This is a genomic window from Psychroflexus planctonicus, from assembly GCF_014640195.1.
GTDB lineage: Bacteria > Bacteroidota > Bacteroidia > Flavobacteriales > Flavobacteriaceae > Psychroflexus > Psychroflexus planctonicus.
Window position 1 is genome coordinate 23444 of sequence record NZ_BMGM01000001.1, and the last position, 20932, is coordinate 44375.

At 33.3% G+C, this 20932-nt stretch carries 21 protein-coding genes and 1 pseudogene; 14 read left to right on the forward strand and 8 right to left on the reverse strand.

What is annotated here, in order from left to right; genetic code table 11:
- Window positions 1-3: 3 nt before the first annotated feature.
- The 6 genes from IEV72_RS00080 to IEV72_RS00105 all read left to right on the forward strand — a co-directional run bounded on the left by IEV72_RS00080 (window position 4) and on the right by IEV72_RS00105 (window position 5163).
- On the forward strand, window positions 4-945 hold the full coding sequence (locus IEV72_RS00080; RefSeq protein ID WP_188457042.1) for a PorP/SprF family type IX secretion system membrane protein: 942 nt from the start codon (window positions 4-6) through the stop codon (window positions 943-945).
- A 29-nt stretch (window positions 946-974) separates the two neighbouring features.
- The gene (locus IEV72_RS00085; RefSeq protein WP_188457043.1) at window positions 975-3353 is read left to right on the forward strand and encodes an OmpA family protein; all 2379 of its coding nucleotides are present in this window, start codon (window positions 975-977) and stop codon (window positions 3351-3353) included.
- 87 nt (window positions 3354-3440) lie between these two features.
- Window positions 3441-3974 carry an isopentenyl-diphosphate Delta-isomerase gene (idi, locus tag IEV72_RS00090; RefSeq protein WP_188457044.1) on the forward strand — a complete coding sequence of 178 codons (534 nt, stop codon included), beginning with the start codon at window positions 3441-3443 and terminating at the stop codon, window positions 3972-3974.
- 4 nt (window positions 3975-3978) lie between these two features.
- The gene (locus IEV72_RS00095) at window positions 3979-4389 is read left to right on the forward strand and encodes a 6-pyruvoyl trahydropterin synthase family protein (RefSeq protein WP_188457045.1); all 411 of its coding nucleotides are present in this window, start codon (window positions 3979-3981) and stop codon (window positions 4387-4389) included.
- 1 nt (window position 4390) lies between these two features.
- Window positions 4391-4846: a peroxiredoxin gene (locus IEV72_RS00100; RefSeq protein ID WP_188457046.1), complete on the forward strand. Its 456-nt coding sequence runs from the start codon at window positions 4391-4393 to the stop codon at window positions 4844-4846.
- Between the two features lie 50 nt (window positions 4847-4896).
- Complete coding sequence (locus IEV72_RS00105) at window positions 4897-5163, forward strand: hypothetical protein (RefSeq protein ID WP_188457047.1); 267 nt, start codon at window positions 4897-4899, stop codon at window positions 5161-5163.
- A 69-nt stretch (window positions 5164-5232) separates the two neighbouring features.
- Here the strand turns inward: IEV72_RS00105 and IEV72_RS00110 are convergent, their stop codons facing one another.
- The 3 genes from IEV72_RS00110 to IEV72_RS00120 are packed head-to-tail and all read right to left on the reverse strand — an operon-like array spanning window position 5233 to window position 8177.
- The gene (locus tag IEV72_RS00110) at window positions 5233-5982 is read right to left on the reverse strand and encodes a DUF4369 domain-containing protein (RefSeq protein ID WP_188457048.1); all 750 of its coding nucleotides are present in this window, start codon (window positions 5980-5982) and stop codon (window positions 5233-5235) included.
- Between the two features lie 8 nt (window positions 5983-5990).
- Window positions 5991-7319 (reverse strand): DUF819 family protein, encoded by a 1329-nt coding sequence (locus IEV72_RS00115; protein ID WP_188457049.1) that lies wholly within the window; start codon window positions 7317-7319, stop codon window positions 5991-5993.
- Window positions 7320-7364: 45 nt separating this feature from the next.
- Window positions 7365-8177 carry an HAD family hydrolase gene (locus IEV72_RS00120; protein ID WP_188457050.1) on the reverse strand — a complete coding sequence of 271 codons (813 nt, stop codon included), beginning with the start codon at window positions 8175-8177 and terminating at the stop codon, window positions 7365-7367.
- Window positions 8178-8270: 93 nt separating this feature from the next.
- Between IEV72_RS00120 and IEV72_RS00125 the strand changes: the two genes are divergently transcribed.
- Complete coding sequence (locus IEV72_RS00125; RefSeq protein WP_188457051.1) at window positions 8271-9053, forward strand: S1/P1 nuclease; 783 nt, start codon at window positions 8271-8273, stop codon at window positions 9051-9053.
- Window positions 9054-9099: 46 nt separating this feature from the next.
- On the opposite strand, the gene metK is transcribed toward IEV72_RS00125, so the two are convergent.
- Window positions 9100-10365 carry a methionine adenosyltransferase gene (gene metK, locus IEV72_RS00130; protein ID WP_188457052.1) on the reverse strand — a complete coding sequence of 422 codons (1266 nt, stop codon included), beginning with the start codon at window positions 10363-10365 and terminating at the stop codon, window positions 9100-9102.
- Between the two features lie 229 nt (window positions 10366-10594).
- Here metK and IEV72_RS00135 point away from each other — a divergent pair, with 229 nt between their 5' ends.
- A complete protein-coding gene (locus IEV72_RS00135; RefSeq protein ID WP_188457053.1) occupies window positions 10595-11020 on the forward strand; it encodes an OsmC family protein in 426 nt (141 codons plus the stop codon).
- Between the two features lie 73 nt (window positions 11021-11093).
- Here the strand turns inward: IEV72_RS00135 and IEV72_RS00140 are convergent, their stop codons facing one another.
- The 3 genes and pseudogenes from IEV72_RS00140 to corA all read right to left on the reverse strand — a co-directional run bounded on the left by IEV72_RS00140 (window position 11094) and on the right by corA (window position 15029).
- Window positions 11094-11789, reverse strand: a complete 696-nt coding sequence (locus IEV72_RS00140; protein ID WP_188457054.1) for an ABC transporter ATP-binding protein — start codon at window positions 11787-11789, stop codon at window positions 11094-11096.
- Between the two features lie 91 nt (window positions 11790-11880).
- A complete protein-coding gene (locus tag IEV72_RS00145; protein ID WP_188457055.1) occupies window positions 11881-13350 on the reverse strand; it encodes a DUF5687 family protein in 1470 nt (489 codons plus the stop codon).
- A 624-nt stretch (window positions 13351-13974) separates the two neighbouring features.
- A pseudogene (gene corA / locus IEV72_RS13795) lies at window positions 13975-15029 on the reverse strand (magnesium/cobalt transporter CorA).
- A gap of 72 nt (window positions 15030-15101) precedes the next feature.
- Between corA and IEV72_RS00160 the strand changes: the two are divergent.
- The 4 genes from IEV72_RS00160 to IEV72_RS00175 all read left to right on the forward strand — a co-directional run bounded on the left by IEV72_RS00160 (window position 15102) and on the right by IEV72_RS00175 (window position 16883).
- Window positions 15102-15530 (forward strand): TlpA family protein disulfide reductase, encoded by a 429-nt coding sequence (locus IEV72_RS00160; RefSeq protein ID WP_229731750.1) that lies wholly within the window; start codon window positions 15102-15104, stop codon window positions 15528-15530.
- Window positions 15531-15653: 123 nt separating this feature from the next.
- Window positions 15654-16010, forward strand: a complete 357-nt coding sequence (locus IEV72_RS00165) for a DoxX family protein (RefSeq protein ID WP_188457057.1) — start codon at window positions 15654-15656, stop codon at window positions 16008-16010.
- Between the two features lies 1 nt (window position 16011).
- Complete coding sequence (locus IEV72_RS00170; RefSeq protein WP_188457058.1) at window positions 16012-16596, forward strand: alpha-ketoglutarate-dependent dioxygenase AlkB family protein; 585 nt, start codon at window positions 16012-16014, stop codon at window positions 16594-16596.
- A complete protein-coding gene (locus tag IEV72_RS00175; RefSeq protein WP_188457059.1) occupies window positions 16596-16883 on the forward strand; it encodes a TIGR03643 family protein in 288 nt (95 codons plus the stop codon). Before IEV72_RS00170 ends, IEV72_RS00175 begins: the two co-directional genes overlap by 1 nt.
- A gap of 17 nt (window positions 16884-16900) precedes the next feature.
- Here the strand turns inward: IEV72_RS00175 and IEV72_RS00180 are convergent, their stop codons facing one another.
- The gene (locus tag IEV72_RS00180; protein ID WP_188457060.1) at window positions 16901-18082 is read right to left on the reverse strand and encodes an ATP-binding protein; all 1182 of its coding nucleotides are present in this window, start codon (window positions 18080-18082) and stop codon (window positions 16901-16903) included.
- Between the two features lie 418 nt (window positions 18083-18500).
- Here IEV72_RS00180 and IEV72_RS00185 point away from each other — a divergent pair, with 418 nt between their 5' ends.
- Both IEV72_RS00185 and IEV72_RS00190 read left to right on the forward strand, forming a co-directional pair.
- Window positions 18501-20282 carry an AMP-dependent synthetase/ligase gene (locus IEV72_RS00185; protein WP_188457061.1) on the forward strand — a complete coding sequence of 594 codons (1782 nt, stop codon included), beginning with the start codon at window positions 18501-18503 and terminating at the stop codon, window positions 20280-20282.
- Window positions 20283-20386: 104 nt separating this feature from the next.
- Window positions 20387-20932 (forward strand): DUF1599 domain-containing protein, encoded by a 546-nt coding sequence (locus tag IEV72_RS00190; RefSeq protein WP_188457062.1) that lies wholly within the window; start codon window positions 20387-20389, stop codon window positions 20930-20932.

Sequence of the window (20932 nt, forward strand, 5' to 3'; positions counted from 1 at the left end):
CACATGCTATACGTAAGCAAAACATATAATTTTCTTTTCATAATTTTCACACTAGTGTTCTTGATACCGAAAGCTGTAAAGGCTCAACAAGATCCTAATTTTACGCAGTACATGTATAACACCATGACTATAAATCCGGCTTATGCAGGAACCAGAGATGTTTGGAGTACTGGACTTTTATTTAGATCGCAATGGACGGGTATTGATGGTGCACCTATAACAGGTACATTTTCTACACACTCGCCATTAAAAGATGGAACTATGGGATTGGGAATGAATATTATCCATGATCGAATTGGTCCAGAACAAGACACTTACGTAAACGGAAACTATAGTTATATTTTACAATTAGATAGATATACTAATTTTAGTATGGGAATTAGTGCTGGAGCGCATTTTAGAGATGTAAATTTTAATGACCTTAATATTTATAATCCTGGCGACCCTAATTTTGAAAACATTAGAAACCAAATTTCACCACAAGTAGGCTTAGGTTTTCAATTGTATAGCGAAAAATATTATGTAGGTTTAAGTTCTCCTTTTTTACTCAGAACCCGTCACTTTGACGATGGTGGCAGCCAAAATTCTAGAATTAGAGACGAGATTCATTATTATTTTACAGCAGGCTATGTTTTTGATTTGTCAAGAAATATTCAGTTTAAGCCTTCTGTTCTCACAAGAGTAGTACAAGGTGCACCAACCCGTATAGATGTTTCTGCTAACTTTTTATTTTATGAAAAATTTACACTTGGTGCCGCGTATCGTTTAGATGCATCCATCAGTGCTATGACAGCAATACAAGCCACAGATGCCTTAATGCTTGGTTTTGCTTATGATTATGATACAAATGATTTTACAGAATTTGGTAATGTTTCTTTTGAAGTATTTTTGCGTTACGAATTATTTAAAAAGTACAAAAAAATGTATACTCCAAGATTCTTCTAGTTACCTTTAGGAGCAAATAAAAGTAAAGTATGAAAAATAACGCATATGTAATACTAATTTTAGCAGTAATAACTTTACTGCAAAGTCCTTTGTACGCTCAAGTTGACCGTTTAGAAGAAGCAGACAAAAAGTTTGAACGTTTTGCATTTATAGATGCACAAGAAATTTACTTAGAAGTTGCAGAAGCAGGCTACAAATCTGAAAACCTTTTCAAAAAACTAGGCGATTCTTATTATTTTAATGGCGATTTAGTAAATGCTGAAAAGTGGTATACTGAACTATTCGCGCTTCAACCTGAATTAAGTAAAGAATATTATTACCGTTATGCGCAAGCACTTAGAAGTGTTGAAAAATATGAAGATGCAGATCAACTTATGCTGCAGTATGATGAGTTAAGTGAAACAGAAGACTCACGTGTAAAACGCATCAAACAAGAAAAAAACTACTTAGAATTAATCGAATTACAATCAGGTAAATTTGACATAGATTCTACAAACATCAACTCTAAACTTTCCGATTTTGCACCTGCATTTTTTGGTGATAAATTAATTTTTGCTTCCAATAGAGAAACATCTTCAGCAGTAAAACGAATTCACGAATGGAATAACCAACCTTACTTAAATCTGTATCAAGTTAGCATTGATGAAGACTTTAAACCTGTAGGTTCTCCAGAAGCATTTGCAGAAGAATTAACTTCTAAATTTCATGAAGCATCGGCTACTTTTACCAAAGACGGAAAAACCATTTATTTTACTAGAAATAATTTTACAGATAACAAGTACAAGGAAAGCGAAGAAGGCATTAACTATTTAAAAATATATAGATCTGAGTTTGACCCAATAGAAAAAACTTGGTCTAAACCAGTTGAACTTCCGTTTAATAGCGATGAATTTACTTGTGCACATCCTGCGCTAAGTCCAGATGAAAAACAATTGTACTTTGCTTCAGATATGGAAGGCTCACTAGGCATGTCTGATATTTTTGTAGTAGATATTAACGAAGATGGATCTTACGGTGAGCCCAAAAACTTAGGCAAAGAGATAAATACAGAAGGAAGAGAAACTTTCCCTTTTGTAAGTGATAATGGTTTGCTATTTTTCTCATCTAATGGTCATATAGGCTTAGGTGGTTTAGACGTATTTGTTGCCGTTATTAAAAAAGATGGAACATACGGCGAAGTTTTTAATTTAGGCAGACCTATTAATAGCTCTAAAGACGATTTTAGCTTCATTATTAATTCAAAAATGCAAGCGGGTTTCTTTTCGTCTAACCGTGATGATGAAGGTGGAACCGGCTCAGACAACATTTATAAATTTAAACAAAATGAAGATTTAATTACAGAATGCCAGCAATACCTTAGTGGAACAATTTCTAAAGTGAACAGCGAAGCTGGAATACCAAACGTAAAAGTAGATTTATTTGACGAAGAACTTAACTTCTTAGAATCAACTCAAACCAATGAACAAGGAGAATACACATTTTCAGTTGAATGTGACAAGCGTTTTGTAGTTCGCGTTTCTAAAGAAGGCTTTATTACTTTTGAAGAGTTAATTCGTTCTGGAAATGCATACGAAGATTCTTTTAAACAAAACCTTCAACTAGAAGAAGGAGACGATTTAGGTGTTACACAAGCAGGGAAAGGAGACGATTTAAGAAACATTCTACAACTAGACCCTATATATTTCGATTTAGATAAATCAAACATTCGTCAAGATGCAGAAGTAGAACTTCAAAAAGTAATAGCGGTTTTAAAATCCTATCCTGAAATGAAAATTGATGTTCGTTCTCATACCGATAGTCGTGCTGGTGATGCGTATAACAAAATACTTTCAGAAAAAAGAGCTAAATCTACCGTGGCTTACATTGCCGAAAAAGGAATTTCTGCAAATCGAGTTTCAGGAAAAGGCTATGGCGAAACCCAATTAGTAAATAATTGTAGCAATAACGTAGATTGCACGGAAGAAGAACACGCTTTAAATAGAAGAAGTGAGTTTATTATTCTAAACGAGAATGAAACTCCTGGAGATGTTCGCAAAAAAATATCAGACAAAACTAAAGCAAGCCAGCAACAAGAAAAAAATAGAGCAAAAGAAAACGATAATCAGGTAGGCAAAGCTCCTAAAAAAATAGCTGAAAGTCCTGCACAATCAACTGGAAACCAATACAACTTTGAAGCTGAAAGCCCTGAAGAAGTTTTTACCGTACAAATTGGTGCATTCGGCATCATGTCTGATGTTAAGTTTAACTTACCAGATGTGTTTAGTCATGCTTACAGTGACGGTTATAAACGATACTTTTCTGGTATTTTTACTACACGAGAAGAAGCAGATAAACACAAAGCTTTTGTAAGAGCAAATGGTGCTGAAGGTGCTTTTGTAGTAGGACTTCAAGGTGAAGAACGTTTTTGATGAAAACTCAATTCAATTGATAAATTATTCATAAATCAATGCGTATCTGAGCAACTAGCTTTTTCTTTGTGAGAAAACGATTTGCGAATGACTACCCCAACTGAAGAACAAGTAATTTTAGTGAATGAAAAGGACGAAGTATTAGGTTTAATGCCTAAAATGGAAGCCCACGAAAAAGCTAAATTACACCGAGCATTTTCTGTATTTATTTACAACAACAAAAACCAATTAATGCTTCAACAAAGAGCATTAACTAAATACCACACTCCTGGACTCTGGACAAACACATGCTGTAGTCATCAACGCTTAGGCGAAAGTAATATTGAAGCTGGAAAACGTAGACTACAAGAAGAAATGGGTTTTACGACAGATTTAGAAGAAACTATTTCGTTTATATACAAAGCGCCTTTTGAAAATGGGTTAACCGAACATGAGTATGATTATATTTTAGTAGGTAAGTATAACGAAGACCCAAATCCAAACCCAGCAGAAGTTGCCGATTGGAAATGGATTGATTTGGAAGATATTAAAAAAGATATTGCTGAAAATCCTACCCTATACACAGCTTGGTTCAAGATTATATTTGATAAACACTACAACAATATACTAAGCAAAAAATAAACCTATGGAAGTAACTGTACATCGTAAAGCGCATTTTAATGCAGCACATAGATTATATAGGAAAGATTGGAGTTTTGAAAAAAACCAAGAAGTGTTTGGAAAGTGCAACAATCCTGCATACCATGGCCATAATTACGAACTTATTGTAAGTGTAACTGGGAAAATAAATCCCGAAACTGGTTATGTAATGGACATGAAGCTGTTAAAAGACATTATTAAAGATGAAGTTGAAGAAGCATTTGATCATAAAAACTTAAATGAACAAGTTCCTGAATTTGAAAACCTAAATCCAACTGCAGAAAATATAGCAGTTGTAATTTGGAACAAAATACGGGAGAAAATTGATGCTGAAAAGAAAATAGAAATTACACTATACGAAACACCAAGGAATTTTGTAACCTATAAAGGAAATTAATATGGGACTAGAAGTAGGAGATATTATGCCTAATTTTAAGGCGAAAAATCAAGAAGGAGCTGCATTTGATTCATCAAGTATAATCGGTAAAAAACCAGCAGTTATTTATTTTTACCCTAAAGATTTTACGCCAGGCTGTACCAAAGAAGCATGTAACTTTAGAGATAGTTATCAAGATTTTAAAGATGCAGGTGCTGAAGTAATTGGCATTAGTGGTGATTCTGAAAAGTCACATCAAAAATTTGCTAAAAAGCACCAACTCCCTTTTATACTTTTAAGTGATGAAAATGGAAAAATTAGAAAAAAATTAGGGGTAAAAAAAAGCTTATTAGGTTTAATACCTGGTCGCGAAACTTTTGTAATAGATAGCAAAGGAGTTGTACAAATGAAGTTTAACAACTTAGATGCATCAAGACACATGCAAAAGGCATTAAAAAAGGTGAAAGACTTAAGTTAAATATTTTAACCTATTTTTTATGCTTAACTTTGCTGCTTTAAATAAAAATTATGGCAAGTATAAAAAACTTAAAACAAGACTTGAATAACGCTGTTGGCGAAATTATTGAAGGCAGCATGCTCCAACAAGTTATTGGAGACGAAAAGAGTCAAAAAAATGCAGAAGAGTTAGTAGATGAGAGCATCGCTTTTTTTGATGAAATGATTTCTGAAATAAATATCAAGAAAGTTGAAGATCGTTCAAAACACCTGAAGGAAGTCAACCAAAAAATTGATAAAAAATTAGAAGAACTAGTTGAAAAACTAAATCAACTTTAAATTAAAGAGCCGCTATTTTATAGCGGCTCTTTAATTTTTACATTCTCATTACAATAATATATTGAGAAGTTACTTAATTTTCTTGTCTATAGTTTCCACCTCAACATTTTGCTTTTTAGCTTCTTCTGCTCTAAGTTGAATTAAGCTTTCTAATTCCAAGCCGTACTTAGATTTCTTCACATTCTTTGAAAGCGATTTATAAACGGTATCCAGATAGCGTTTGTTTGCATTGTATGCTTCGGATAGAACTAAAAATGGTGCAATTTCATAATCAGCATTTTTTACAGCAAAATTAATGGTATACAAATATTTTCTACGCAATAAGTTGCTGTATTTCTCATCGATTTTTCGCTGCCCTAAGGTGTCTTCCGCTTCCGTTTTAATTCGCTCAGTAATTAAGTCTAAATTTTGATCGTTAAAGCGCTTTAAAATTTCTTGATAGGCTTCATATTTAGTTTGATTTTCTGGTGCTTTATCAGCTTTAGCCTGAGAAAATTCTTCCATTTTGGTATTGAATTCAAATTCTCCAGCTTCAGCAAAAAAGTCTAGGTATTCAACATCTTCTTCGCTACCAAACTTTTTCAAATACAAATACATAAGTTGTGGCTCATCAATATTGGCTTTCAACTCAAAATCTTCATTTCCAAAAAATTGAACCGAATCTAAGTTAACCAGCAAAGTATCTTCCAATTTCTGCAAATAAATATCGCCTTTTCTAACGCCTTCAATATTTCCTTTTACAAATAAGTTTGCTTTGGGTTCATTTTCACATGATAGAAAGGTAAAAGCAAAGAGTATTATTACAAATTTTAATTTCATGATGTTATTTATAAATTAGATGCGTATTCCATTAACATTGCACAGCCTAAGGCTGCATAAGTACCTACAACATAACCAAAAACGGCAAGCAAAACTCCTACGCTGGTTAAAGACGGATGAAAAGCAGATGCTACAACAGGAGCTGAAGCAGCACCACCAACATTGGCTTGACTTCCTACAGCTAAGAAAAAGTAAGGTGCTTTAATTAGTTTAGCAACTACAATTAACAATGCAGCATGTATGGCCATCCATACCATTCCTATGGCCAATAAACCAGGATTTTCAAAAACTGTAGATAAATCCATATGCATACCAATAGTAGCTACCAAAAAGTAAATAAAAATACTTCCTATTTTACTTGCGCCTGCTCCTTCGTAGGATTTAGCTTTGGTGAAAGATAAAATTACACCTATAAATGTAGCAATACTTACCAACCAAAAAAACGTAGATGCAAAAGAATGTAAAGCAGAAGTTTTGTCTGCAAAAACTTCAAAATTGCTAAGTAAAAAATCAGAGATTTCTTCAGAAAGCCAATGCGAAATTCCTACAGCTACAAAAGCAAAACTCAAAATAACCATATAATCTTTTAAATTTGGATTTCGAGTTACACTAGCCGAATAATTCGATACTTTTTCTTTCAACTTTTCTATGGCGGTATTATCTGCTTTTAACCATTTATCAATGCGTTTACGTTGACCAATACCAAGTAAAATAATAGCCATCCATAAATTGGCCACTAAAATATCTACCAAGACCATTCCACCATATTTATCGCGATTGTATTCAAAAATTTCCAGCATAGCGGCTTGGTTTGCTCCTCCACCAATCCAACTTCCTGCTATGGTAGCTAAGCCACGCCAAACTGCGTCTGGCCCTGCCCCACCCACGGTTTCTGGAGAAAATATAGAAATGATTAAAATGGCAATCGGGCCACCAATTAAAATACCAATAGTTCCAGTAAAAAACATAATTAAGGCTTTGTAACCTAAGTTTACAATAGCTTTTAAATCTATAGTCAAGGTCAACAAAACCAAAGCCGCAGGTAAAAAATACCGACTAGCTATAGGATATAACTGCGATTTAAAATGAACTTCTTCTTTGTTTTCATAAACTACTTTCCATTCGGCTGAAATTAAGTCTAGGGAATTAAAAATAGCAGGAATTAAGTAACAAAGCAACAAAGCGGGAACAATGCCGTAGAACTTTTTCCAAAAACCTGTTTTAATTGAGGATGTGTAAAAAATTAAACCCAAGGATAACATTAAAATACCTAAAACAATAGCATCGTCAGTTATTAATGGCGTGGTATCTTCTACAACCTTAAGTTGATCAATCATTTTTTAAATTTGTGTAAAAATATAAAAATGCTGGACTTGGATAAATTAAAGTTGAAAAAGCTGAACTAAATGTTTTGCAACACCATCTTGTTTTCCTTCAGTGGTTTCTACTTTTGCAACTGCTTTTACAGGTTCTACAGCATTAGCAACGGCTACTCCTAAGCCAACTCCTTTTAACAACTCAACATCGTTATAATTATCTCCGTAAGCAACAATTTCATCGGCTTTTACTTGATAAACTTCGTCCGCAATGCTTAATATGCCAGTTAATTTTGAAATAGCTTTAGGAGCAATTTCTATATATGTTGGTTTAGAACGATACAAATGCAATTCGTTTGAAAAAGCTTCAGTTAGAGCTGTAAAAACTTGTTCAACTTTCTCTTCATCGCCCATGCACATTAATTTATGAGCTTCCTTGTTTTCTTTTTCCCAAGCAGAAAAAACTTCATCTGGAGATTTCAACACTGGAGCCACTTTAGTGTTGTTTTCTTCTCGTTCTGCCCATTGGTCTTGTTTAGAAACAAACCATTCGTCTTGATGATATATTCCAAAATGCAAATCTTTTTCCAGAACAATTTGAGAAACTTTTTTTGCAATTTCTTGCGAAATAACCGTGCTTCCTAAAACTTGATTTCCGTGTAAAATTAAACCGCCGTTATAACAAACCATGGGAGAATTTTCAATTCCTAAGTCTTGTTGAATATGACGCATTGCCTTTGGCATTCTAGCTGAAATAAGTACAAATGGCAACTTGTCACGAAGCGCTTTTACCGTTTGTATGGTAAACTCAGAAACACTACGATTGCTATTTAAAAGCGTTCCGTCTATATCGCTACAAATTAGTTTGTATGTTTTCATGTATTGAATTTTTAACGCAATTTAAAATAAACATTAAGGTTTCAAAAGTAAACGGATTTAACCAAAGGCTATTCTTATTTTTGACAAAAAAAGATGAAAAAAACCTTATTCATTGTATTCAGCATTTTATTAGTTCCATTTTTCTGTTCAGCAGAAGATGATTGGGGACAAAATGGCCACAGAGCGGTTGCAGAAATTGCCTTTCAATACCTTGATGAAGACGTAAAGCAAAAAATTATTCATTTATTAAAAGGTGAAAGCTTAGCATTGGCTTCAACTTATGCAGATGAAATTAAAAGCGATAAAAAGTACGATGCCTATAAAGTTTGGCATTACGTAAATATGCCGCTGGATAGGAATTATGAAAAGGCAGAAAAAAATGAAGAAGGAGATATAGTTGTCGGAATTCAAAAAAGCATTCAGGTCTTGCAAAATGAAACATCAACTACAGAAGCGAAAATCTTTCACTTAAAAATGTTGATTCATTTAATTGGTGACTTACATCAACCTTTTCATATTGGCTTAAAAGAAGATCGTGGCGGAAACGATTTCAAGGTATTTTGGTTTGGAGAGCAAACCAACATTCATAAACTCTGGGACACACAGCTTATTGAAAGTTATAAAATGAGTTATAGTGAATTGGCTACTAATAAATTTCCTTTTAGTGAAAATGAAGTAACCGAATTTAAAAACAAAGATTTAATGGATTGGTTAGCAGACACGCATAAACTAACTGAAGATGTATATGCTTCTGCCCAACCGAATGATAATTTGAGTTATGCATACACTTATAAATGGTTTCCTGTTTTAAGGCAGCAATTGCACAAAGCAGGAATTCATTTAGCAACACAATTAAACGAAATTTTTAAGGCATAAAAAAAGCGACCAAACAAGGTCGCTTTTTATTTATGAAACAGTCCATTTATTGATCTTTTAATCCAAATTCCTTTTGAAGTCGTTCTACATAATCTAGCTTTTCCCAAGTAAATAGCTCTACTTCTTTAGTAACTTCACCAGAATAAGCCGAGTAATAATTTTTGGTAACTATTTCTGGGGATTTCCCCATATGGCCGTAAGCAGCTGTTTCTAAATAAATAGGATTTCTAAGCTTTAAGGTTTTCTCAATTCCTGCTGGAGTTAAGTCGAAAATAGAGCGTAACTTTTTAGCAATTTCTCCATCGCTTAAACTCATTTTTGACGTATTGTAGGTATTAACATAAATAGAAGTAGGTTCTTTAACACCAATGGCATACGAAATTTGAACTAGAATTTCATCGGCTAAACCAGCTGCTACCATGTTTTTAGCAATGTGTCTCGCTGCGTAAGCTGCAGAACGATCTACCTTACTCGGATCTTTTCCAGAAAATGCTCCACCACCATGAGCGCCTTTTCCTCCGTAAGTATCTACAATAATTTTTCTTCCAGTTAAACCAGCATCGCCATGTGGTCCACCAATTACAAATTTTCCAGTGGGATTAATGTGATACGTTATATCATCATTAAAAAGCGATTGAATTTCTGCTGCATATTTGGCTTTAACACGTGGAATTAAAATTTCAATAATATCTTTCTTAATTCTTGCAAGCATTTGTTCATCATTCTGATCAAAGGCATCGTGCTGAGTTGAAACTACAATAGTATCAATTCGAATCGGTCGATTATCATCGTCGTACTCTATGGTTACTTGTGCCTTTGCATCTGGACGTAAATACAAGATTTCTTTGGCTTCTCTTCTTAAAACAGCTAATTCTTCTAGCAATTTATGCGAAATATCTAATGCCAATGGCATGTAATTGTCAGTTTCGTTAGTTGCGTAACCAAACATCATTCCTTGGTCTCCAGCGCCTTGGTCTTCTTTACTGGCTTTATCTACTCCTTGGTTAATGTCTTCAGATTGTTCGTGTATTAAAGAAATTACGCCACAAGAGTCTCCGCTAAATTTGTATTCGCCTTTGGTATAACCAATTTTGTTAATTACATCTCGGGCAATTTGTTGTAAATCTACGTAGGTATCGCTTTTAACTTCGCCGGCTAAAACAACTTGTCCGGTGGCTACTAAAGTTTCGCAAGCCACTTTAGATTCTTCGTCGAAAGCTAAAAAATAATCAAGTAATGCATCGCTAATTTGGTCTGCAATTTTATCTGGATGTCCTTCAGAAACACTTTCTGATGTAAATAAATAAGGCATTCGTTTGAATTTTAAGTTTTACTAAAATGAAAAATAAAGGCTGGGCGATCTCAAACGAAAAAATAGAAAAGTTCTGTTTTAGCATTTTTTAGAGGTCGCAATCAGTCAAATTTTTCCTCGCTGCAAATTTAGTAAATTAGACTGCTTCTAAACAATCTTAACTAATTTTTATTATCCTAAATGAATTTCAAAAAAAGCTAGGTCTTACTTTTGAATGAAAATAAAGAACATGCAAATTAAACTTCAGAAAAAGAAAAATAGCGACTTTGAATATGTAGCCGAAAACCATTTGGGTCACCAAATAGAATTATGTAATTCTAGCATGGAAAATCCTACTTCAGCGAGTCCTATGGAATTGGTTTTAATGGCCATTTCAGGTTGTAGCAGCATTGATATTGTACATATTTTGAAGAAGCAAAATCTAGAAATTGAAGATTTACAAGTAGAAACTTTGGGCACTCGAAAAGAAACTGAGCCGAAAGTGTTTACTGAAATAAATTTACTGGTAAAATTAAAAGGAAAAATTCCTGCTAAAAAAGCCTTGCGTGCTGCACAACTTTCGTTTGAAAAATACTGCTCGGTTTCTAAAATGTTAGACCAAACAGTAAACATAAACTACCAAGTAGAATTAAATGGAAACTTGATTGAAGACTAAAGCGAATTTAAAATAAAATCCCTGCAAAGTTTTACAACTTTGCAGGGATTTTTAATAAGTTAGAAACCAAAAACTATCTCTCAAAATAGGCTTCAAGTTCTTTTAAAGTAGCTTCGTTTGTAGCTAAATCTTTAACTACTTCGCCTTTATCTATAACCACAATACGTTCGCAAACATCGGTTACGTGAAGTAAATCGTGACTGGAAACCAACACACTCACTCCTTTTTGTTGACTCAAATCTTTCAAGATTTTCTTTAGTCTAATTTGTGTAGTTGGGTCTAAATTTGCAAACGGCTCATCTAGGATAATCACTTCTGGATTACCGATTAAAGCAGCTACAATTCCTGCTTTTTTCTGGTTTCCTTTAGACAAATCGCGCAAGTATTTTTTCTGATTCAGAATTTCTCCATGAAAAAAGTCTTCAAACTCAGCGAGCAAAGCATCTACTTCTGCTTTGCTCTGGTTTCGTAAATCGCCAATAAAATAGAAATATTCTTCTGGAGTCAGATAGCCAATCAGGAAACTCTCGTCTATAAATGAAGATGTAAAAGGTTTCCATTCTTCGCTTTCATGTACAGCAATATTGTTGTTGGTAATGTGTCCTGTAGTGGGCTGAATTAAATCGAGTAAAAGGCTAAATAAGGTAGTTTTACCTGCGCCATTGTTGCCAACTAAACCAAAGCTTTGTCCTTTTGGAATGCTAAGCTGTTCAACATTTAAGACTTGTACGCCTTTGTATGATTTACTGATTTGGTTAATTTGTATCATTTGTATTTGTTTTAATTTGGCTTAGGAATGGAGACTTTGTAGGAGCTCTCGCCTAACATTGGAAATGTTAGGCGAGAGCCCCAGATTCTATTTATTTTTCTGCAAATGCTGCAATGGTTTTATATTTTCCTTTTTGATATGTTTTTTCGATAAATTTTAAAAAGTATTTCATAAAAACTAATCCTATAATTCCACTTAGTGCTAAGGCAATTACACCAGCTTTAAACCCCAGAAAATAATACGGAACGATAAAAATTACGTACGGACCGAGCATTTTAGGGATAGAAATTAAAAGTTGGGTTGCATTAAAACCTTGGGTATTTCCAAAGGCGTTGGCTTTAGTATTCAACTCGACAGGAACGCGATTTAAGGCACCGCCATATAAGGTTATAAATGAGTTTAATCCTAAATTGAATAAAGCGGCTGCGCTAATCATGGCAAAGGTTTCTAAACCAAAATAAATATACGGAATGCTTAAAATATAAGCGATAACTACACCAACCACCATTAAAGACCATTTGGACTTTAAGTATTGGTAATACGGAATGTTTTGACTCATCATGAGTTTATAATATTCGCTATCCCAAGACGGAACGTATTGACCGAAAGTAAGTAAAAAACCGCCTGTTATAAATATGGAAGCAAATGCAGTGAAGAAATAGTTATCTTTATACATATCGAATGTAAAGAAAAACAAACCGTAAAACACAAAAAAGAAACCGGTGAGCAAAACTTGTTTTGGACGTTTGTTTCGCCAGACCATACGGACATCGTTTTTAAGAAATGGCGCAATGTCTCCCAGTTGATCTATAAAACTAAGGTCTTTAGTTTCTACTTGTTTAACTTTTTTACGAATGATGCCATCTAAATAAAATTGCTTGGCTACCATATTGAAATTGAATTTGTATAAAAAGTAAGCAAGAAGTAAGGGTATTACTACTAAGTAAGGCGTTTGGTAAAGCGAATAAAAAATACTTTCTGAAATACTAGTAAACGAAATAACATCGTACTTATTTAAAGCAATAGACAAAGCGGCTATACTTACTATAATGTAAAAGTATGTGTTATTTTTGTTGATGATGAAGTTAACAAAATTGAGACATAATACAATACTTCCCAAACTTAACAACCAACCCAGTACTTGAAAAGGTGGGTAGCCTTTATAAAGCAAAACAGCTGAAAAAGGAATAAAAAAGAACAAAGCAATAAGGTTGAAAAATGAAAAAATAGTTTTGTTGAGTAAAAACTGAATTACTTTGTTTCGTTTAATAGGAAGCACCATCAATGGTTTGATATTCATTACAGGCAGTTGATGCATGAAAAATCGGAAGGCTAATTCGCCTAAAACCCAGTACATCAAAAATTGATTTACGGTAATCAACGGATCTACATCAGGAACCGCTTTTTGTAGGATTTTAAATGAAAACACACCCAGTACAATGGCAATGCCACCAAAATAAAGCGCACCGATAATCATTAAAATTTTTATTACCATTCCCTTCGTAAAGGCAGCGGAACGAAAAAATTTTTTCCATTCTAAGGATAAAAAAGTTTTGGTCATTGTGTAAGATTTAGCTAGTTGTTTTGCTTATGAGTAGATGTATGTTAGATTTTGTTACACAGATGAATGTTATTTTTTTAGATTGGAAAGACTTAAGGTCTGATGTATTAGAAGTTAGATATTAGAAGTTAGATGTGAGATATTAGATATAAGATATTGGAAGTGAGATGTGATGTGTTTAAATTGAGAAAAGAGAATTAATGCTAAAAGCTAACAACTACTAGCTAAAAACAGGTGTGTCGATTTTAAAAATTTAGTGTATGCTTTAGGAAACACAACAAAATCTGGTCTTCACTACTTAGAAAGTTGTCTGATACCGATTCACACGAACCAAAATATTTAATTGTACAATTTTCCCTTGAGGGAAATGCCCAAAGGCAAAGGGTGTTATTTGTAAAAAATATTATTAATGTTCTATTAAAAATGGACTTGCTTCAATTATAAGCAAAACAATCAATTGAGATATTAGAAGTTAGATTTGAGATATTAAATATTAGATGTGAGATGTTAGATGTGAGATGTGAGATGTGAGATGTGAGATATGAGATATTGGAAGTGAGATATGATGTGTTTGAATTGAGAAAAAAGAATTAATGCTTCCAGCTACTCACTACTAGCTAAAAGCTAAAACCATTTTTTCCGTTTAAAAAACAGCATCATACCTATAAATAACACAATAAATAAAATCCAGATAATTAAGTAACTAAATTTATATTCCAATTCTGGCATGTGTACAAAATTCATCCCATATATTCCTGCAATAAATGTAAGTGGAATAAAAATAGTAGACACAATAGTAAGAATTTTCATCACTTGATTCATTCGGTGACTTTGTATAGAGAAAAATAAATTGATGTTGGCTTCTAAAGTTACTTTGGCTTCTTCGGTATCATCTAATAAATTTCTACAATATTCTTTTATATCTTTAAAATATTTGAGATTGGTTTCTTCAATAAACGGATTTTTATAAGTTTCAAGATGTGTACAAAATTCTTTTATGGGAAAGATGGCTTTTCTAATAACTTGAACTTTCTTTTCTGATATTCAATTTCCTTTAATAAATCAGGTGAAGGATCTACATTTACATCCATTAGCTGAAAATTTTCAACTTCAATTTGTAGCTTTTCAATCATGTAGTTATATTCGGTTAAAATAGCTTCCAGCATCAAAAACAACAAATAATCTACTCCGCGTTCTCTTACAATTCCTTTATCTTGACGAATGCGTTCACGTAAATGCTGGAAATGGTCTCGCTTTTTTTCCTGAAAACTCACTAAAAAATCCTTTCCTAACACAAAACTGATTTGCTCTGTAGTTAAGTCTGTATTTTCTTCTACAAACTTAGATTTAATGTTGAAATAAAAGTAATGATCAAATTCCTGAAACTTTGGCCGTTGTTGAATATCAAAAATATCTTGAATACTCAGATGATGCAACTGAAGTTGATTGGCAATCTTGATAATTTTTTTAGTTTCGTGAATTCCATGAACATTTAACCACGAATTAAATCCATTTCTAGGAAAACTATTGATCTCAGTAATCTTGAACTTTGCAAATTCTTCAAATTCATTTTCATTATAAAAAAACACCTGAGCTTCTGTAGGTTGCTGAGACTGTTTTGGGAGCACATCGTATTCAGTTGGGTCTACTTTTGGTTTTTTCTTAAAAGCTAGTTTCATTCGGTTTACTTTGCCCAAAAGATAGTGTTTTTTAGTGTAATTTTGTGTCTTTACTAATTAAATGCTTTTGAAATGAAATTTCAATTTAACCAAGAATTAACGAACTTAAAAGGGAAAACAAAAGTGTTTTCTTATTCGTCATTACAAGGAAAAAAACATTTACTATTGTTTTATCATACCCAATGTTTAGGCTGCACCGGAAGAGCTATACCTTTGGCTTACCAATTACAGAAATTACATCCCGAAATTGAAGTTCTACTAATTCATTCCAATCTAGGAAGCTGGAAGCCTACTAACCAAGAAATATTAGGTGTATTTGTAGATGGTAAAAGTCCACTTCCTATTTATATAGATAAAAATGCCGAATTGTATCATTTGTTAAATTGCGAAGGCACGCCACATTGGATTTTTTTAAATGAAAAAGCTGAAATACAAAACTCAATTTTTGGCTCACAGGCTAATGCTCAAAACCGACTGATGTATACATTAGATCAGTTTTAAATATTGATAATTGTCTTATATAAAGTACAAATTTGAAAATATTTTAAGTCTTAAAAAATAGTTTTCAGGTTAATGTTTTAAAAAAAAGGCAACTAGAAACGGAGTCATTACTAATTTAGCAACATGACAGAAGATTGGGGATTAAATAGCATGGCTATAATGTATATGTTTTCTGGGCTAATGCATTTTATTAAGCCGAAAGCCTATTTACGGATTATGCCACGCTTTTTACCAGCACATAAAACGCTGGTTTATTTAAGTGGAATTGCAGAAATTATTCTAGGAATAGCTTTATTTTTTGAATCGCTGAGAAACTTTGCTATTATTGGAATTGTTTTAATGTTGCTTGTTTTTTTGCTCGTTCATTTCAACATGTTACGTGGCGAAAAAGAAGCAGCTGGAATACCAAAATGGATCTTAGTTTTACGAATTCCCATACAGTTTGTATTGATCTGGTGGGCTTTTTATTATTGGGTATAAAATGAAAAAAGAAGTTTATAACTTACCTGATGCTAAGCTTATTTTTTATCCCAACTTTATTGAAGCAGAAGAAGCCAGCAGAATTTTCATGGATTTAAAGAATGGAATTCCCTGGCAACACGACCAAATTAAAGTCTTTGGAAAAACATACGACCAACCTAGATTAACCGCTTTGTTTGCTGATAATGAAAAAAGTTACTCCTACTCCAACATTACCATGCAACCTCATCCATTTGAAGGTGAGCTGCAAACCATAAAAGAAAAAGTAGAGAAGTTAGCTGAATTGAAATTCACTACTTGCTTGTTAAATTTGTATAGAAACGGACAAGACAGCAACGGTTGGCATGCCGACGATGAAAAAGAATTGGGTGAATTTCCACAAATTGCATCGGTAAGTTTTGGAGCAACTCGAAAATTTAAAATGCGAAGAAAAGACAATCACAAAGAAAAGTTTGATTTGGAATTAACCCACGGCAGCTTATTGCTCATGTTAGGAAAAACACAAGCTTTTTGGGAGCATCAAATTCCAAAAACCAAAAAAGCAATCAACAAACGAATAAATTTAACCTTCAGAATTATTGAATAATGGACAACTATAAAGAAAAATTTACTGAACGAGAAATTGACCGAATTATAGAAATGGCATGGGAAGACCGCACTCCGTTTGGAGCTATTGAGTTTCAATTTGGTGTAAAAGAAGCCGATGTCATTAAAATAATGCGTCTAGAAATGAAGCCTTCTAGCTTTAGAATGTGGAGAAAACGCGTACAAGGCAGAAAAACCAAACATAGAAGTTTACGAGGTGATGATGTAAAGGGTTTTAGATGCTCAAGGCAACGACATATTTCTGGCAATAAGATTTCGAAGCGGTAGAAATTAGATTAACCAAATTAATACAAAAACCCAAACAACCAAAGCGGGATAGATTTATTTGTACCAGCCTTTATGTCTAGCGCCAAATAAGAAAGCGGAATACCTTTTATTTGCTTTAATCCTTTTGATGGCCCACCAATTTCGAAAGTATATTGATCATCTACCATAAAATCTCCAAATCTTGATGATGCAACTTGATGCTCATAATTCAATTGATTAAAGAAAAATGTTTCTCTTAGACTTCCTATATTGGGTTTGTTTTGAGTAAACAAGTGTATTAAATTAGTGTTTTCTAGATAAATTTTTTCAGGTTTTTGTAAATAACTTATTCCTTTTGTTCCGCTTTTAAGCAACTTGATTAGTTTTGCTTGGTCTAAAATATCCAATAGTTTAAGAAGCGTATTTCTAGGGATTTCCAAATGTGCTGAGAGCTTACTTATATTGGGCATAAATGGTGCTGATTGACTAATTACAAAAAGTAATTTCTTTAAACTATGAATGGTTTTATAGTTCAAGCCTTCAAATGGAGTAATATCGCTTTCAATAACCAGGTGAGCTGTTTTCTCTAACTTTCCAAAATAAGATTGCTTACTTTCTTTAAAAAAAGGATAATATCCATATTTCAGATAATTTTTAAAGTCAGATTCCCATGAAAATTGGTCGGTTAAATTAGAAGTAATTTCTTGATGATTAGTCAGCAACTCTTCCAATTGTAGAATAGGTAATGTAATTCCATGCGCTAACAACAAAAATTCTCTGAAAGACAAACCTTGCAATTGATAAACCACTGCTCTTCTAGATAAATCTGCACTTCCTTTGGAAACATCTAAAATAGAAGACCCAGTTGCAATTAAAAATACATCGCCATAGTCATCAACTATTTGTTTCAAATCTTTAGACCAATTTTGGTAACGATGCACTTCATCTAAGTAAAATCGATGGTAACCTTCTTTGTAAAAATGATCTATCACTTCAACTAACCTATGGGTCTCAAAGAAAAAATCATCTAAACTTAAATACATCCCTTTTTCATTATCCTGCTTTAAGCGCTGAAGCATCATGGTTGTTTTCCCTGCACCTCTATGCCCTAACAACATGATTAAGCGTTCATTCCAATCTATTTGATGATATAATGACCGATGTTGATTTTCCTTTAGTTGATCAACTTTCCGTTTAGATTTTTCAATTAATCGTTTCATATTGTTAAATATATAAAGCAAATATACATATTGTTAATTGTAAAAAGCAAATATTAAAAGTGTTAATTACAAAAAGCAACTTATCAAAAGGTGAAAATAAATTTCTAATTCTTCGTATTTTACAAAAGTGAACAATCGATTAGCAGCATTAAAATGATTTGAAAAACGAATCACTAGTACACAATTCATACAAAGCTTCATTTCTAGTTTATAAAATAAAGTTTATATACTTACATCCTAAAAAAACTTCAAAAAAACTTGATGTTTTCAAAACTAAACACAACTAATAAAAGAATTTCGTTTTATCAATATGCTATAAAACAATAGAAAAATTCAAAATTTAGCATTTAGAAAGCCTCGGCTATAATAAAATCTGAAAATAATTCTTATTTTGCAAGGTAAATTCAATATAAGCAAAATGACTGCAATAAAAAGATTATTCGATTTTCCGAGATATCAATTAGAAAAATACAATCTAGATGCCGCTTTAGTAACCAAATATAATGGCGAATGGAAAGCTACCACTACAAAAGAATTTGTAGAAAAAGCCAACCAAATTAGTCGTGGATTATTGTCTTTGGGCGTTCAACCTAACGATAAAGTCGCCATCATTTCTACCAACAATAGAACCGAATGGAATATTGTAGACATTGGAGTAATGCAGTTAGGTGCGCAAGATGTTCCAATTTACCCTACCATTTCTAAAGACGATTATCAATTTGTATTGAATCATAGTGAATCTAAATTTTGTTTTGTCTCAGACCAAGAAGTGTACGACAAGGTCATGGCCATAAAAGACCAAGTACCGAGCCTAAAAGATGTATATACCTTTGATGATATTCAAGGCGCAAAAAGCTGGAATGAAGTATTAAAGTTAGGACAAGATGAAGACAAGCAACCCGAAGTAGAGGCTTTAATGGCGAAAGTAACCGAAAACGATTTAGCCACTTTAATTTATACTTCGGGAACAACAGGAAGACCAAAAGGCGTAATGCTTTCGCATAAAAACATTAGCAGTAATGCCATACATAGTTCAACGCGTTTACCACTTCACGAAGGCGAAGCCATCGCTTTGAGTTTTTTACCGGTTTGCCATATTTACGAACGCATGCTGCAATACATGTACATGTACAACGGCGTAAGTGTTTATTTTGCTGAAAGTATTGAAACCATTAGCGACAACCTTAAAGAAGTGAAACCCGATGTCATGTCGGCAGTACCGCGTCTTTTAGAAAAAGTGTACGATAAAATTATCGCTAAAGGTGCAGACCTTACAGGTATTAAAAAGAATTTATTTTTCTGGGCGGTAGAGCTTGGTTTAAAATATGAACCCTATGGTCAAAATGGTGCTTGGTATGAATTCAAATTGAAAATTGCTAGAAAGTTGATTTTCAGCAAATGGCAAGAAGCTTTAGGTGGAAATTTAAAAGTAATTGCCTCTGGAAGTGCTGCATTGCAATCCAGATTGGCACGCGTGTTTAATGCAGCTGACATTCGTGTTATGGAAGGCTACGGTTTAACCGAAACATCTCCAGTAGTAGCGGTAAATGATTTAAGAAATAAAGGTTTTAAAATTGGTACGGTTGGTAAGCCCATCCCAGAAACCGAAGTAAAAATTGCTGAAGACGGTGAAATTTTAGTAAAAGGTCCACAAGTAATGATGGGCTACTACAAAAACAAAGAAAAAACAGATGAAGTTTTACAAAATGAATATTTCCACACGGGTGATATCGGTGAAATTGACAACGAAGGTTTCCTTCGCATCACCGACCGCAAAAAAGAGATGTTCAAAACTTCGGGCGGAAAGTATATTGCTCCACAAGTGATTGAAAATATGATGAAACAATCTCGCTTCATTGAACAAATTATGGTGATTGGCGATGGTGAAAAAATGCCCGCTGCATTGATTCAACCCAACTTCGAATTTGTTGAAGAATGGGCAAAACGAAAAAATGTCTCGTTCTCATCGCCTGCAGATTTAGTAACCAAACCTGAATTAATAGACCGAATTCAAGAAGAAGTAGACCTTTTTAATGAAAAATTTGGGAAGTGGGAGAAAATCAAACGATTTGAACTGACCAAAGAAGCTTGGTCTGTAGAAGAAGGTCACCTTACACCAACCATGAAAATTAAACGTAGAGAAATCAAAGCAAAATACATAGACTTATACGAAAAAATATACGGTCACCGACCAAACTAATTCCTCAAATCCTGAATCAAAATTCAGGATTTTTTTTAGAATAAAGCCCACTAGTTTGTAAAGCAGCTAATTTTAAACGAAATTTGTTGTTTTACGAATAGCACATGAAAAAAACCATTGCTCAATACGACAAAGTAATTGAAACCTGCCAAAATCTTTTTACTAAAAAGTTAAAAGACTATGGCTGCGCTTGGCGAATATTAAGATTGCCATCGTTAACCGACCAAATTTTCATCAAAGCACAACGCTTAAGAAGCATCCAAGAAAAGAAAGAACAAAAAGTAGCAGACGATGCCAATGGAGAATTTATAGGAATTATTAATTATTCCATCATGGCGTTGATTCAACTTGAGCTTGGCATAGCCGAACAACCCGATTTAAGTACCGAAAAAGCAATAGCACTTTTTGAAAAACACAGCCAAGAAACCAAGCATCTCATGCTAAACAAAAATCATGATTATGGCGAAGCTTGGCGAGATATGCGCATCAGCTCGTTAACCGATTTAATTTTACAAAAACTTCTCCGTGTAAAACAAATTGAAGACAATCAAGGTAAAACCGAAGTAAGCGAAGGCGTAGATGCCAATTACCAAGATATGATCAATTACGCTGTTTTCGCTTTAATTTTAATCGAAGAAAAAAAGTCTTAA

Bases quoted from the DNA above. Each gene is read 5' to 3' on its own strand.
- IEV72_RS00170 (WP_188457058.1), top strand. From the start codon at position 16,012: ATGAAAAAAGAAGTTTATAACTTACCTGATGCTAAGCTTATTTTTTAT.
- IEV72_RS00190 (WP_188457062.1), top strand. From the start codon at position 20,387: ATGAAAAAAACCATTGCTCAATACGACAAAGTAATTGAAACCTGCCAA.
- IEV72_RS00120 (WP_188457050.1), bottom strand. From the start codon at position 8,177: ATGAAAACATACAAACTAATTTGTAGCGATATAGACGGAACGCTTTTA.
- IEV72_RS00125 (WP_188457051.1), top strand. From the start codon at position 8,271: ATGAAAAAAACCTTATTCATTGTATTCAGCATTTTATTAGTTCCATTT.
- metK (WP_188457052.1), bottom strand. From the start codon at position 10,365: ATGCCTTATTTATTTACATCAGAAAGTGTTTCTGAAGGACATCCAGAT.
- IEV72_RS00110 (WP_188457048.1), bottom strand. From the start codon at position 5,982: ATGAAATTAAAATTTGTAATAATACTCTTTGCTTTTACCTTTCTATCA.
- IEV72_RS00140 (WP_188457054.1), bottom strand. From the start codon at position 11,789: ATGATACAAATTAACCAAATCAGTAAATCATACAAAGGCGTACAAGTC.
- IEV72_RS00105 (WP_188457047.1), top strand. From the start codon at position 4,897: ATGGCAAGTATAAAAAACTTAAAACAAGACTTGAATAACGCTGTTGGC.
- IEV72_RS00175 (WP_188457059.1), top strand. From the start codon at position 16,596: ATGGACAACTATAAAGAAAAATTTACTGAACGAGAAATTGACCGAATT.
- IEV72_RS00165 (WP_188457057.1), top strand. From the start codon at position 15,654: ATGACAGAAGATTGGGGATTAAATAGCATGGCTATAATGTATATGTTT.
- IEV72_RS00135 (WP_188457053.1), top strand. From the start codon at position 10,595: ATGCAAATTAAACTTCAGAAAAAGAAAAATAGCGACTTTGAATATGTA.
- IEV72_RS00180 (WP_188457060.1), bottom strand. From the start codon at position 18,082: ATGAAACGATTAATTGAAAAATCTAAACGGAAAGTTGATCAACTAAAG.
- IEV72_RS00100 (WP_188457046.1), top strand. From the start codon at position 4,391: ATGGGACTAGAAGTAGGAGATATTATGCCTAATTTTAAGGCGAAAAAT.
- IEV72_RS00160 (WP_229731750.1), top strand. From the start codon at position 15,102: ATGAAATTTCAATTTAACCAAGAATTAACGAACTTAAAAGGGAAAACA.
- IEV72_RS00080 (WP_188457042.1), top strand. From the start codon at position 4: ATGCTATACGTAAGCAAAACATATAATTTTCTTTTCATAATTTTCACA.
- idi (WP_188457044.1), top strand. From the start codon at position 3,441: ATGACTACCCCAACTGAAGAACAAGTAATTTTAGTGAATGAAAAGGAC.
- IEV72_RS00145 (WP_188457055.1), bottom strand. From the start codon at position 13,350: ATGACCAAAACTTTTTTATCCTTAGAATGGAAAAAATTTTTTCGTTCC.
- IEV72_RS00085 (WP_188457043.1), top strand. From the start codon at position 975: ATGAAAAATAACGCATATGTAATACTAATTTTAGCAGTAATAACTTTA.
- IEV72_RS00095 (WP_188457045.1), top strand. From the start codon at position 3,979: ATGGAAGTAACTGTACATCGTAAAGCGCATTTTAATGCAGCACATAGA.
- IEV72_RS00185 (WP_188457061.1), top strand. From the start codon at position 18,501: ATGACTGCAATAAAAAGATTATTCGATTTTCCGAGATATCAATTAGAA.
- IEV72_RS00115 (WP_188457049.1), bottom strand. From the start codon at position 7,319: ATGATTGATCAACTTAAGGTTGTAGAAGATACCACGCCATTAATAACT.